Consider the following 12,224-nt stretch of genomic DNA (forward strand, 5'->3'; position numbering starts at 1 on the left):
GGTGCTGGGCTACTCGGTGAACGAGTCGGTGGTCATCTTCGACCGCGTGCGCGAGACCTTCCGCCGCCAGCGCAAGATGGACACCGAGCGCGTGATCAACCACGCCATCACGACCACCATCAGCCGCACCATCATCACCCACGGCTCGACCCAGCTCATGGTGCTGTCGATGTTCTTCTTCGGCGGCCAGACGCTGCACTACTTCTCGCTGGCGCTGACCATCGGCATCTGCTTCGGCATCTATTCGTCCTGCTTCGTCGCCGCCTCGATCGCCATGTGGCTCGGCGTCAAGCGCGAGGACCTGGTCAAGCCGCTGCCCAGGAAGGACGACGCCACCGACGCGAATGCCGGCGCGCAGGTCTGACGCCCTGCTGCCGACGCATCGAAGAAGCCGGGCCTTGCGCCCGGTTTTTTCATTTCACGCCGCTGCCTTCACGGCCGTTCGGCCGCAACCCCTCGCGTCTTCCACCAAGGCTCCAGCCGCCACCCTTGCCCGGTTGCCAGAAGGCGGTCCGTCAACGCCAGCTGGTGCAGGAACGCATCGTCATGCGACACCACGACCAGCGCGCCCTGGTAGCTGCGCAGCATGGTTTCGAGGGCGTGTGCCGAGGGCAGATCCAGATGGTTGCTGGGCTCGTCCAGCAACAGCAGTGGCGGCGGCGGATCGGCATAGAGCACGCAGGCCAGCGCGGCCTTCAGGCGCTCGCCGCCGCTGAGTGATCCGCTGGGAATGACGATCTTCTGCGCGTCCAGGTCGAGTTGTGCCAGCCGCATGCGCAGATCGCCCTCGCTTGCCGTGCGATGGGCGGCCTGCAGCTGTTCGAGGACCGTCCGCCGCGGGTCCAACTGGGCCAGCCGTTGGTCCAGGTAGACGGCTCCGGGCGGGGTCTTGCACAGGCCCGCCAACGGATCGAGCAGGCCGGCCAGGACCTTGAGCAGGGTGGACTTGCCGCGGCCGTTGGGGCCGACCACGCCCAGGCGCTGTGGTCCGCTCAGCACCAGATCGATGTGCCGCGTGGCGGCCGGCACGCAGGGCAGTGCCACCGCCTCCAGTTGCAAGACCCGGCGCTGCGCGGCCGGCGCCACGGGCAGGGCGTGCAGGCTGATGGGCGCGTCGTGCTCCACGCGCTGCGCCGCCTCGCGTACGCGCAGGGCCAATGCCTGTTGCGCCATGGCCTGCCGTTGCCGCTGCCTGCCGGCCGAGCCTTCGCTGCGTTCCTTCTGGCGGTCCAGCAGGATCCTGGCCTGATTGGCTTGCTTGCCTTCCCGGTTGCCGCGGGCCTGCCGGCGCGCCTGGCGCTCGCTTTGCTCGCGCATGGCCTGCTCTTCGCGCTGGCGTTCGCGCTTGCGCTGCTCAAGCTGGTGCAGCGCGTTCTGCCGCTCATGGGCGTTGGCGGCGGCATAGAAGCCGTAGTTGCCGCCGTGGCTGCGCAGGCCCCATGATGACAGTTCCACGATGCGCTCCATGGTCTCCAGCAACTGCCGGTCGTGGCTGACCACCAGCAGTCCGCGCGGCCAATGCCGCAGTTGTTCGATCAGCGCCAGCCGGTGGCGGCGGTCGAGGTGGTTGCTGGGCTCGTCCAGGATCAGGAAGTCGGCATCCGACAGCAGGGCGCCGATCAGGGCCATGCGTACCGCCTCGCCGCCGCTGAGGGTGCTGGCGGGGGCATGGGCGTCGAGGTGGCCCAGGCCGTGGCGCTCCAGTTCGCCGCGCAGCCCCTGCCGGATGTTCCAGCGGTCGCCCACGGCGTCGAAGTCCGCCGGGTCGCTGCTGCCGGCCTCGATGCGCGCCAGGGCCTCCAGCGTGTGCTGGACGCCCGCCAGGCTTGCGACCGTGGCGTCCGCGGGTGGGGACACCTGCTGGGCCAGGTAATGCGCGCTGCCGGAGCGCAGGCAGCGGCCCGTGGTGGGCGGCACCTGTCCCGCCAGCATGCGGGCCAGCACGGACTTGCCGGCACCGTTGCGCCCGGCCAGGGCGGTGCGGCGCTGGTCGAAGGTTTCGTTGAGATCGGAGAAAAGCGTTCTGCCGTCCGGCAGAACATACGACACGCTTTCGAGCGCGAGCCAGGGATTCGTCATGCTGTATTCCAGGGATGCCAAGAACTCACCCTGCGGTGGGGGTGGGTGAAGACTGGCCGTCGGACGGACGGCGGCATCAATGGCGCATGGGACGAATACTCCTGGTGGCGTGAACCGGCCGCCATTGTAGAAGCCGGCTCTTCACGCCATGCGTCAGCCCAATGCCATGCGCTGGAACAGCCCGCCCGGCAGCCGCGTCACGTGGCCTTCGAGTTCCAGTTCCAGCAACTGCGCCTGCAGCGTGGCCGCCGCGATGCCGGTGCGCGCCACCAGCGCGTCGAGGCCGACCGGGTCGTAGCCCAGGGCCTCGAGCAGGTCGGCATGCAGCGGCGGGGCTTCGCCGGCAGGCGGCGCGGGCGCGGCGCCGGCGACCGGCAGGCGCAGTTCCTCCAGCACGTCCTGCGCCGATTCGACCAGCTTGGCGCCCTGGCGGATCAGCGCGTGGCAGCCGCGCGACTGCGGCGCGTGGATCGAGCCGGGGATGGCGAACACCTCCTTGCCCTGTTCCACCGCGAGCCGCGCGGTGATCAGCGAGCCCGAGGGCTGCGCCGCCTCGACCACCAGCGTGCCCAGCGACAGCCCGGCGATCAGCCGGTTGCGGCGCGGGAAGTTGGCGGCCAGCGGCGGCGTGCCGAGCGGGTATTCGCTCAGCAGCAGCCCCTGCTCGGCGATGCGGTGCGCCAGCGCGCGGTGGCGCGCCGGGTAGACCCGGTCCAGCCCGGTGCCGAGCACGGCGATGGTGGCGCAGCCGTCGCCGCGGGCGCCATCCAGCGCGCCCTCGTGCGCGGCGGCGTCGATGCCCAGCGCCAGGCCCGAGACCACGCTCATGCCGGCTTCGGCGAAGTAGCGGCCAAAGGCGCGGGCGTTCTGCGCGCCCTGCGGCGTGGGGTTGCGCGTGCCGACGATGGCGATGCCGCGCGCCTGCGCACGGGCCAAGGCGGCCGCTTCAAAGTTGATAGCATAAAGCCCAGGCTCTGCCTGGGCTTCAGTCGTATCTTGCTTGAAATCGACCCGTCCCAGCAGGTACAGCGCCAGCGGCGGGTCCTCGATGGCGAGCAGGCTCTGCGGGTAGCCGGCGTCGCCCAGGGTGACGAAGCGGCGCCCGGCGCCGGTGGCGTCGCGCCCGTGCAGCCAGGCCCAGGTGGCCTCCAGCAGCGCGGGCAGGCCCTCGGGTGCGCCGCGCAGCGCCGCCACCTGCGCGGGCGTGGCGAGCTGCTGCAGGGCCGCCGTGGGGGCTTCGAAGACCGCCTGCGGCAGCCCGAAGGCGGCGAGCAGCCGGCGCGCGGTCCCGGTGCCGACGCCGCGCGTGAGCGTCAGCCGCAGCCAGGCGGAGAGTTCTGCGCGTTCCATGGCCCCGGACCGGGAGCCTACTGCGGGGAGACCAGCCGGTCGCCCACCTTCACGCCGGTGCGGATCTGCAGGATCAGCCCGTAGGACACCCGGTCGAAGGTGCGGAACACCATCAGCAGGCCGTTGCGCTCGTCCGGCAGCTTGATGCGGGTGCGCTGGCCGTCGGTGGCGTCGACCACGCGCTCGCCTTCGGTGAGGATGGCCAGCACGTGGCCGACCTCGATGCCGTCGCGCGCGCCCTTGTTGAGGGAGACGATCTGGTTCTGCGCGGCCAGCGCCACGGCGCTGCCGTGGATCGACACCACGCGGGCGTTCTCCAGCGGCACCTGCGGCGCGCGCGGCGAATAGCTCGTCAACTGGCGCGGCGGCTCGGGCAGCAGCCGGTCGCCGGCGCGCATTTCCTCCTTGGAGGCAGTGATGTCCAGCGAGGCCGGGACGATCTCGCTGAGTTCCTGGCCTTTCTCGAGCGAGGTCTGCACCGACTGGCCCTTGAGCAGCCGCGCGCGGCCGACGTACTGCGCCTCGTAGCCCAGGATTTCGCCGGTGGCCGGGTCCTTCAGCGGCACCGCGTCGCGGAACACGCGGAAGTCGCGCGGCAGGCCCGGGCCCAGTTCCAGCGGCTGCGTGGCCGGGCCGAGCGCGTAGGCGCGGTCGCCGCGCGCGACCATCACGTGGTCGCCAAAGGTGCCGACCAGGCGCGGCGCCGACGCCAGGGTGGGCGCCTCCACCACCAGCGGCTCATCCAGGAAGGGCTCGATGAACTGCGGCCGCAGCGCGGGAATGGCGCTGCTCGACAGGCTCTCGCTGCGCGTGCGCGGACTGATGCGCACCGTCTCGGGCTCGGTCGCACCCGGCGCCGTGCCGCGCAGCCGCGCCATGCCGTCGACGCGCTCCAGGTACAGCGTCTGGCCGGGGTAGATCAGGTGCGGGTTGCGGACCTGCTCCAGGTTCAGGCCCCAGAGCTCGGGCCAGCGCCAGGGCCGGCGCAGGTACAGGCCGGAGAGGGCCCAGAGCGTGTCGCCGCGCTGGACGACGTAGCGCTCGGGCGCGTCGGGCGCCAGCTCCGCCACGGGCACGCCGGCCTGGGCCACCTGCTGCGCGGTGGCGCGCTGCGCCGGCGTGATGGGGAAGCTCTGGGCCTGGGCGGGCAGGCCGCTGGCCAGGGCTGCGGCAGCCAGCGCCACGGCGGCGCCTCGTGTCATCGTTCGCATCTGGAAAGGCTCCCCCTGTCCGGCACATTATGGTTACAAACAGCGGCCGATTCTCGCGCCATGTCCTTGAGAGGGCAACGCTTATTGGCCGCGCACCGGCCCCCGCCGCCAAACTGGCGGAAAATAGCCACATCTCCGTGCATCCGACGCCCATGGCTTTGCTCCCCATCCTCTGCTACCCCGATCCACGCCTGTTCAAGGTGGCCAAGCCCGTGCAGGCGGTGGACGCGCGCATCCAGACGCTGATCGGCGACATGCTCGAGACCATGTACCAGGCCAGCGGCATCGGCCTGGCCGCCACGCAGGTGGACGTGCACGAGCGCCTGGTGGTGATCGACGTCTCCGAGAACCGCGACACGCCGCTGGTGCTGATCAACCCCGAGATCGTCTGGGCCAGCGCCGAGAAGCTGAGCGGCGAGGAGGGCTGCCTCTCCGTGCCCGGCATCTACGACGGCGTGGAGCGCGCCGCCGAGGTGCGGGTGCAGGCGCTCGACCGCGAGGGCAACCCGTTCACCCTGGAGGCCGACGGCCTGCTGGCGGTCTGCATCCAGCACGAGCTGGACCACCTGATGGGCAAGGTCTTCGTCGACTACCTGTCGCCGCTCAAGCGCAAGCGCATCCGCACCAAGCTGGTCAAGCAGCAGCGCGAGGAGCGGGCGTGAGCCTCGCGTCCCCCGCGCGCGCCGTGCTGGCCGCCGCCGCGCTGGCGCTGCTGGCCGGCTGCGCCAGCCCGGCGTTCGAAGCGCCCGGCACGCCGATGAGCGCGGTGCTGGCCAAGCTCGGCGCCCCCACCGGCCGCTACCCGCTGCCCGAGGGCGGCGAGCGGCTGCAGTACTCCGAGCTGCCGGCCGGCTCGGCGGTGTGGAACCTCGACTTCGACGCCGCCGGCCGCCTGCGCAGCACCGACCAGTCGCTGCGCTACGCCGACTTCGACCGCATCGTGATCGGCCAGTGGACCGCGGCCGACGTGCGGCGCCTGATGGGCGAGCCGACCAAGATCGAGCGCGTCGCCAGCTTCGACGGCCCGGTCTGGTCCTACCGCTTCAACGACATGAACAACCTGCGCCTGATCCACGTCCACCTGGACCCGGGCGGCGTGGTGCGCAAGATTCAGTACACCGATGAGCTGACGGCGCGCGACCGGCTGGCGCGGTGAGCATGCGCGCCGTCTTTGCCGGCACCCCGGAATTCGCGCGCGTGGCGCTGGAGCGGCTGCATGCCGCCGGCATCGCCGTGCCGTTGGTGCTGACCCAGCCGGACCGCCCCGCCGGCCGCGGCATGAAGCTGCAGGCCTCGCCGGTCAAGCAGTTCGCGCTGGAGCACGGCATGGCCGTGGCGCAGCCGCGCAGCCTGCGCCTGGACGGCAGATACCCCGACGACGCCGCCGCCGCGCGCCAGGCGCTGCTGGCCGCGCAGGCCGACGTGATGGTGGTGGCCGCCTATGGCCTGATCCTGCCGCAGTGGGTGCTCGACCTGCCGCCGCGGGGCTGCCTCAACATCCATGCCAGCCTGCTGCCGCGCTGGCGCGGCGCCGCGCCGATCCACCGCGCCATCGAGGCCGGCGACGCCGAGACCGGCGTCACCATCATGCAGATGGATGCCGGCCTGGACACCGGCGACATGCTGCTGGCAGAGCGCCTGCCGATCGGCCCGCGCGACACCACCGCCCTGCTGCACGACCGGCTGGCCGCGCTGGGCGGGCGCATGATCGTGGAGGCGCTCGGGCTGGCCGCCAGCGGGGGCCTGCAGCCCACGCCGCAGCCGGCCGAGGGCGTGAGCTACGCCCACAAGATCGAGAAGGCCGAGGCGGCCATCGACTGGTCGCAGGACGCCGCCGCCATCGGCCGCCGCATCCGCGCCTTCGACCCCTTTCCCGGGGCCAGCACCAGCGCCGCGGGCGAGGTGGTGAAGCTCTGGGACTATGAAATAGAGAGCATGGAGCCAGCACGGGACCTGGGTTTCGGCCGGATTTTGTCTGCAAACGACGAGGGCATCGCGATCCAGTGCGGCCGCGGGGTGCTGCGCGCCACCGTGCTGCAGCGCGCCGGCGGCAAGCGCCTGCCGGCGGCGCAGTTCCTGCGCGGCTTCCCGCTGGCCGCCGGGACGGTGCTGGGCGCGGCATGACGCTGGACGGCGGCTTGCGCCGTGTCGCGGCGCTCACGCGCGAGCCGGAGTTCCGGCGCGGCATCGCCGACATGGCCGGCATGAGCGTGGGCGTGGGCGCCTGGGGCCTGGTCACCGGCGTGGCCATGGTCAAGAGCGGCATGCCGCCGGGCGTGGCGGTGCTGATGTCGCTGCTGGTCTACGCCGGCAGCGCGCAACTGGTGGTGGTGCCGCTCATGGCCGCGGGCTCGCCGCTGTGGGTGGTGTGGCTCACGGCCTGCTGCGTGAACCTGCGCTTCGTCATCTTCAGCACCATGTGGCGCGGCTACTTCGGCGGGTTCAACCGGCTGCGGCGCTGCCTGATCGGCTATTTCAGCGGCGACGTGGTGTTCGTGCTGTTCCAGCAGCGCTTCCCCGAGCTGCGCCCCAGGCCCGAGCAACTGCCCTACTTCATCGGCGCGACGGCGATCAACTGGTGCTCGTGGCAGCTGATGTCCATCCTCGGCATCGTGCTGGCCAACGTCGTGCCGGTGCACTGGGGCCTGGGCTTTGCCGGCGTGCTGGCGCTGCTGGGCGTGCTGCTGTCCATGCTGTCGGACCGCATCGCCTGGCTGGCCGCCGGCGTGGCCGGGGCGGCGGCCGTGGCGGCCTTTGCGCTGCCGCTCAGGCTCAACATCCTGGTCGGCATCGCCGCGGCGGTCGCCGTGGGATTGGTGCTGGAGGCGGCTTTCCCCCGGCACTCGCGGATCCGGGGATAGCGCGATGGGATTCTGGGAAAGCATCGTCGCCATTCTCGGGCTGGCCGTGATCACGGTGGTCACGCGCAGCTTCTTCATGCTGCCCGAGCGCGAACTGCCGATGCCCGACTGGCTCAAGCGCGGGCTGCGCTATGCGCCGCTGGCGGCGCTGGCGACCGTGCTGGTGCCCGAGCTGGTGATGAAGGACGGCGCGCTGATCAGCACCCTGGCCGATGCCCGCCTGCCCGCGCTGCTGGCGGCCGGCGCCTTCTACTTCTGGCGCCGCAGCATCCTGGGCACGCTCGTGGCGGGCATGGCGGTCTACCTGCCGCTGCACGTGGGGCTGGGCTGGTAGATCAGTCGTGCCGCGGCGGGCTGCCGGTGGCCAGCTGTTCGCAGAAGCTGAGCAACTGGTCGATCTCGTGCGACTTGTCGAACACCGCGTCGGCCCCCAGGCGCTCGCAGCGGGCGCGGATGTCGGCGGTGGCGTAGTTGGTCAGCACCACGGCGTACTGGTGCTCGCCGCGCTGGCTCAGGGCTTCGAGCACGCCCAGGCCGTTGCCCTTCTCCAGGAACATGTCGATGATGGCCAGGTCCCAGTCGGTGTGCGCCGCCAGCCAGGCGCGCGCCGTGGGCTCGTCGGCGGCCCAGCCGAGCGTCTCCACCCCGACCAGCTCGGCCAGGGTGGCGCACACGTTGGCCCGGATCAGCGGGTTGTCTTCTACGAGAAATGCGTGGACCGTTGCCATGCGCGGGTCGAAAAGTGTGGAGGAATGCATGGGGCATTAGGGCCGACGGCGTCGCGGCCGCGCGAGCCCATTCTGCGGCCGGCCTTCCCTAGTGGACTTTTTTCATTCAGGCGATGCTGTAGGACGGTGCGCGCAGCGCATGCGGGTTGCGGCCTCCTGCGGCATCAACACGAACCGCCCGTGACGCTATTTCTACAATTGCCACCTTTTTCAACTTCTTGATCTGGCATGTCCATGAACGTCCTGCGCTTCTCCGATCTCTGCGCCCAAGGCAAGGCCGCCGGCCAACGGGTCTTCATCCGTGCCGACCTCAACGTGCCGCAGGACGACGCCGGCCGCATCACCGAAGACACGCGCATCCGCGCCTCGTTGCCCTGCATCGAGATGGCGCTGAAGGCCGGCGCCGCCGTCATGGTGACCTCGCACCTGGGCCGCCCGACCGAGGGCCAATACCAGCCCGCCGACTCGCTGGCGCCGGTGGCCGCGCGCCTGTCCGAACTGCTGGGCCGCCCGGTGCCGCTGCTGCAGAACTGGGTCGATGGGGTGCAGGTGGCCCCGGGCGGCGTGGTGCTGCTGGAGAACTGCCGCCTGAACAAGGGCGAGAAGAAGAACGACCCGGTGCTGGCGCAGAAGCTCGCCGCGCTGTGCGACATCTTCGTGCACGACGCCTTCGGCACCGCGCACCGGGCCGAGGCCTCGACCTACGGCATCGCGCAGTACGCCAAGCTGGCCTGCGCCGGCCCGCTGCTGGCGGCCGAGATCGACGCCATCGGCAAGGCGCTGGCCAACCCCAGGCGCCCGCTGGCGGCCATCGTGGCCGGCTCCAAGGTGTCGACCAAGCTCACCATCCTCAAGGCCCTGGCCGACAAGGTCGACCAGTTGATCGTCGGCGGCGGCATCGCCAACACCTTCATGCTCGCCGCCGGCCTGCCGATCGGCAAGTCGCTGGCCGAGCCCGACCTGCTGGACCAGGCGCGCGCCGTGATCGAGGCCATGCGCGCGCGCGGCGCGGCCGTGCCGATCCCCACCGACGTGGTGGTGGCCAAGACCTTCGCCGCCGACGCGCCGGCCACCGTCAAGCGCGCCGCCGACGTGGCCGCGGACGACCTGATCCTGGACATCGGCCCCGAGACCGCCGCCCTGCTGGCCGCGCAGTTGAAGGCGGCCGGCACCATCGTCTGGAACGGCCCGGTCGGCGTGTTCGAGTTCGAGGCCTTCTCCCACGGCACCGAAACCATCGCGCGCGCCATCGCCGCCTCGGACGCCTTCAGCATCGCCGGCGGCGGCGACACGCTGGCGGCCATCGCCAAGTACGGCATCGAGCGGGACGTGGGCTACATCTCCACCGGCGGCGGCGCCTTCCTGGAGGTGCTGGAAGGCAAGACGCTGCCGGCCTTCGAGATCCTGCAGAAGCGCGCGGCGGGTTGATGCGTCCCGCGCGCGCCGCGCGCATTCGCTACGTTTTTAATAGCTGGAAGCCCAGGTTTTACCTGGGCTACAGGCCTATTTTGCCTGAGTGGGGCGTGCATTGACTTCCTGATGGCGCGATATTAATGTGATATCACTTTCAGGAGACCTGGGCATATTCGTTCTGCTGCGCCACATGGCGCCCGCTGCTGTCGGCCTGACGGTCGTGCTGGTCGGCGCCGCGCTGGCGCCCGGCTTCTACATGCGACGCTGTACGCCTACGACAGCGGCGATGACCTCGATGGCGACGAGACCACCTTGCGCGCTGGGCTGGACGTGGTGGCCGATGCGCTGAAGGCCGAACTCAACCAGCGCTTTGCCAGTGCCGGCGTCGAGGTGCTGGACGCCAAGCTCACCCACCTGGCCTACGCGCCGGAGATCGCCCAGGTGATGCTGCGGCGCCAGCAGGCCACCGCCATCGTCAGCGCCCGCCACCAGATCGTCGCCGGCGCCGTGGGCATGGTCGAGGCCGCGCTCAAGGGCCTGTCGGACCGCAACCTGGTGGTGCTGGACGACGAGCGCAAGGCCGCGATGGTCTCCAACCTGCTGGTGGTGCTGTGCTCGGACAACGACGCCCAACCCGTCATCAACACCGGCACCCTCTACACCTGATGGGCGAGCCGGCGCGGTAGGTGCAATGGCGAGCCCTGGCAAGAAATCATTCCCCCTGCGCATCGACCCGGTGCTGTGGGCCGAGATCGAGCGCCTGGCCGCGCAGGAGCTGCGCAGCGCCAATGCGCAGGTCGAGTACCTGCTGCGCGAGGGCCTGGAGAGAAGAGGGCGCCTGCCCGCCCCCGACGGCGAAACCGACCACACCGAGGAGAAGCCATGAAACCCGCCCCCATCGCCACGGGCCTGGCCGCGAGGGCGCGGCGCCGCTGGTCCCTCCCGCTTCTGCTCTGCCTCGCGCCCACCTGGGCCTGCGCCCAATGGCTTGCCTCGTCGCCGGCGGAACAGGCGCGGACCAGGTGATCACCGAACGCTTCCTGGCGGTGCAACGCGTAGTCGTTGCGCTCAAGGGCCGGGTGGTCTACCGCTACTACCGCGATGGTGCACCCGACGCGCTGCGCGATGTGCATTCGGTCTCCAAGACTTTGCCTATGACAACGCCCTGATCCCCCTGCTGGCGTCCCGTGCTGGAGAAGGCCACCGGCATGCCCCTGGCCGACTATGCCCGCCAGCAACTCGTACTGCCGCCGGGCTTGCAGGAACCCGGCTACTGGCGCGGCCTTCATGGCCGGCGGCTTCGGCGGCCAGCTCATCTGGGTCCATCTGCCGCTGGACCTGGAGATCGCCACCACCTCCACCGTGTCCACCAACGCGCAGCGCCAGGCGCAGGCCCTGGAGCTGATCCGCGGGCGCTTGTTTGCGGCGGCGCAGAGGCGGGCTGCGGGCGCTGGGCGGTGAGGGCTCTCCTTCACGCCACGTGGTGCTCCTTCACCATGAAGGCTTTGCCAGCCAAATGCCGTGGCGCACCGGCCAGAGAGCCGCGCCTGGATTCGCGCGGGTTCGATAGGGGGTGTTCCCCATCCAGCCGAAAACCTAATCAGGCACACATGAGGTCCGGCATCCGCTGAAACTCGTTCGTCGAGCACTGCAAATTCAGCCCCGCGACTCCGGTCGCATCATTCGTCCGTGTGAGGTGAAGACTCGCGGGCACTTGGAAACCACTTTCCGGTGAGCCCGGGCGCGGCTTCCCGATGCGCGCTGCGCATGATGGCCGACGACAATTCCCGCGCGGCGCGCATGACCTGGGCTGCGAACACCGCGAGGTCATGCTCCGCGATCCCGGCGCTGTGGCTCGACAGGGTCAGCGCGCCCACCACCGACCAGCCGGGGCCGAAGACCGGCGCGGACAGGCTTGCCGCAGTGCCATAGGTTTCCCCGATGGTGATGTGGTAGCCCCGGTCGCGAATCCGGTCGTAGAGGCTTCCCGGCTCGCCGATGAAGGCGAGGATGACCTTCCCTGGAGAACCCCGGTCCAGCGGCAGCGGCTCGCCCTGGCAAGAAAGTTTCTTTCCCGGGTCTCCCTCGACACTCATCAGCCGAACGCGGGCGTCGCGTTCACGCGCGAAGAAACTGGTGTTGTGGCGGGTAGCGGCTGCCAGTTCGCGCAGTACCGGATAGACCATATCGCGCAGATGCTGGCTGACTTGGTAGCGGGCGCCCAGCCATGCGGCGGCTGGCCCTAGCCGCCAACCAGTGCCCTCGCCTTGCACCAGATAGCCGCTTGCCTGCAACGTGCGGGCAATGCGGAGCGCGGTCGTCTTGGACAACGAAGTCTGGCGCGCGAGTTCGGCCATGCTGAGATGAGGTTTGTCGATGCTGAAGGAGTCCAGCAGTTCCAGCGCTCGCTGCACTGCGGTGACCTTGTCTCTGATCTCTGGCATTCGTACTTTCCCAGGGGGAGGGTCCGTCTGGCGGACCCCCATTTTCTCACTGCGCGAGGCTCTCTACAGTGCCACCACTCGGCTACTGGCAACAAAGGAGACTCCATGCGACCCATCATCACCAGCCTGGGCTGGACC

Annotated in this window: 16 protein-coding genes and 1 pseudogene; 12 read left to right on the top strand and 5 right to left on the bottom strand. The window is 70.3% G+C overall.

What is annotated here, in order from left to right; all coding sequences use genetic code 11:
• Positions 1-364 (top strand): annotated as a pseudogene (locus JHD63_RS19285) (protein translocase subunit SecF); the annotation flags it as partial.
• Between the two features lie 68 nt (positions 365-432).
• On the opposite strand, the gene JHD63_RS19290 reads toward JHD63_RS19285, so the two are convergent.
• The 3 genes from JHD63_RS19290 to JHD63_RS19300 form a co-directional block, all read right to left on the bottom strand.
• Positions 433-2,079 (bottom strand): ATP-binding cassette domain-containing protein, encoded by a 1,647-nt coding sequence (locus tag JHD63_RS19290; protein ID WP_198972430.1) that lies wholly within the window; start codon positions 2,077-2,079, stop codon positions 433-435.
• A 153-nt stretch (positions 2,080-2,232) separates the two neighbouring features.
• Positions 2,233-3,429, bottom strand: a complete 1,197-nt coding sequence (gene dprA / locus JHD63_RS19295) for a DNA-processing protein DprA (protein ID WP_198972431.1) — start codon at positions 3,427-3,429, stop codon at positions 2,233-2,235.
• A gap of 17 nt (positions 3,430-3,446) precedes the next feature.
• Complete coding sequence (locus JHD63_RS19300; RefSeq protein ID WP_198972432.1) at positions 3,447-4,640, bottom strand: LysM peptidoglycan-binding domain-containing protein; 1,194 nt, start codon at positions 4,638-4,640, stop codon at positions 3,447-3,449.
• Positions 4,641-4,792: 152 nt separating this feature from the next.
• Here JHD63_RS19300 and def point away from each other — a divergent pair, with 152 nt between their 5' ends.
• From def to JHD63_RS19325, 5 genes are read left to right on the top strand one after another with little or no spacing between them, the layout of a single operon-like run.
• Entirely contained in the window at positions 4,793-5,302 is a 510-nt protein-coding gene (gene def, locus JHD63_RS19305; protein ID WP_198972433.1) for a peptide deformylase, read from the top strand.
• Positions 5,299-5,796, top strand: coding sequence for a hypothetical protein (locus tag JHD63_RS19310; protein ID WP_198972434.1), 498 nt, complete (start codon positions 5,299-5,301; stop codon positions 5,794-5,796). Before def ends, JHD63_RS19310 begins: the two co-directional genes overlap by 4 nt.
• A 2-nt stretch (positions 5,797-5,798) precedes the next feature.
• Entirely contained in the window at positions 5,799-6,764 is a 966-nt protein-coding gene (gene fmt / locus JHD63_RS19315) for a methionyl-tRNA formyltransferase (protein WP_198972435.1), read from the top strand.
• On the top strand, positions 6,761-7,501 hold the full coding sequence (locus JHD63_RS19320; RefSeq protein WP_198972436.1) for an AzlC family ABC transporter permease: 741 nt from the start codon (positions 6,761-6,763) through the stop codon (positions 7,499-7,501). Before fmt ends, JHD63_RS19320 begins: the two co-directional genes overlap by 4 nt.
• Before the next feature lie 4 nt (positions 7,502-7,505).
• On the top strand, positions 7,506-7,835 hold the full coding sequence (locus JHD63_RS19325) for an AzlD domain-containing protein (RefSeq protein WP_198972437.1): 330 nt from the start codon (positions 7,506-7,508) through the stop codon (positions 7,833-7,835).
• Between the two features lies 1 nt (position 7,836).
• Here JHD63_RS19325 and JHD63_RS19330 read toward each other — a convergent pair whose 3' ends face one another.
• Positions 7,837-8,229 carry a response regulator gene (locus JHD63_RS19330; protein ID WP_233168453.1) on the bottom strand — a complete coding sequence of 131 codons (393 nt, stop codon included), beginning with the start codon at positions 8,227-8,229 and terminating at the stop codon, positions 7,837-7,839.
• 234 nt (positions 8,230-8,463) lie between these two features.
• Between JHD63_RS19330 and JHD63_RS19335 the strand changes: the two genes are divergently transcribed.
• The 6 genes from JHD63_RS19335 (at position 8,464) to JHD63_RS19355 (ending at position 11,103) form a co-directional block, all read left to right on the top strand.
• Positions 8,464-9,657, top strand: coding sequence for a phosphoglycerate kinase (locus JHD63_RS19335; protein WP_198972443.1), 1,194 nt, complete (start codon positions 8,464-8,466; stop codon positions 9,655-9,657).
• 175 nt (positions 9,658-9,832) lie between these two features.
• Positions 9,833-9,991 (top strand): hypothetical protein, encoded by a 159-nt coding sequence (locus JHD63_RS24190; RefSeq protein WP_233168454.1) that lies wholly within the window; start codon positions 9,833-9,835, stop codon positions 9,989-9,991.
• The gene (locus JHD63_RS19340) at positions 9,955-10,308 is read left to right on the top strand and encodes an SPFH domain-containing protein (protein ID WP_233168455.1); all 354 of its coding nucleotides are present in this window, start codon (positions 9,955-9,957) and stop codon (positions 10,306-10,308) included. Before JHD63_RS24190 ends, JHD63_RS19340 begins: the two co-directional genes overlap by 37 nt.
• A 25-nt stretch (positions 10,309-10,333) precedes the next feature.
• Positions 10,334-10,528 carry a hypothetical protein gene (locus tag JHD63_RS19345; RefSeq protein WP_198972439.1) on the top strand — a complete coding sequence of 65 codons (195 nt, stop codon included), beginning with the start codon at positions 10,334-10,336 and terminating at the stop codon, positions 10,526-10,528.
• Positions 10,529-10,625: 97 nt separating this feature from the next.
• Entirely contained in the window at positions 10,626-10,811 is a 186-nt protein-coding gene (locus JHD63_RS19350; RefSeq protein WP_198972440.1) for a hypothetical protein, read from the top strand.
• A gap of 55 nt (positions 10,812-10,866) precedes the next feature.
• Positions 10,867-11,103 carry a hypothetical protein gene (locus JHD63_RS19355; protein ID WP_198972441.1) on the top strand — a complete coding sequence of 79 codons (237 nt, stop codon included), beginning with the start codon at positions 10,867-10,869 and terminating at the stop codon, positions 11,101-11,103.
• 218 nt (positions 11,104-11,321) lie between these two features.
• Here JHD63_RS19355 and JHD63_RS19360 read toward each other — a convergent pair whose 3' ends face one another.
• Positions 11,322-12,086, bottom strand: coding sequence for an IclR family transcriptional regulator (locus tag JHD63_RS19360; protein WP_198972442.1), 765 nt, complete (start codon positions 12,084-12,086; stop codon positions 11,322-11,324).
• Positions 12,087-12,224 lie beyond the last annotated feature (138 nt).

Origin of the sequence: Xylophilus sp. ASV27 (genome assembly GCF_016428875.1) — a bacterium.
In the GTDB taxonomy this organism is placed as follows: domain Bacteria; phylum Pseudomonadota; class Gammaproteobacteria; order Burkholderiales; family Burkholderiaceae_C; genus Xylophilus.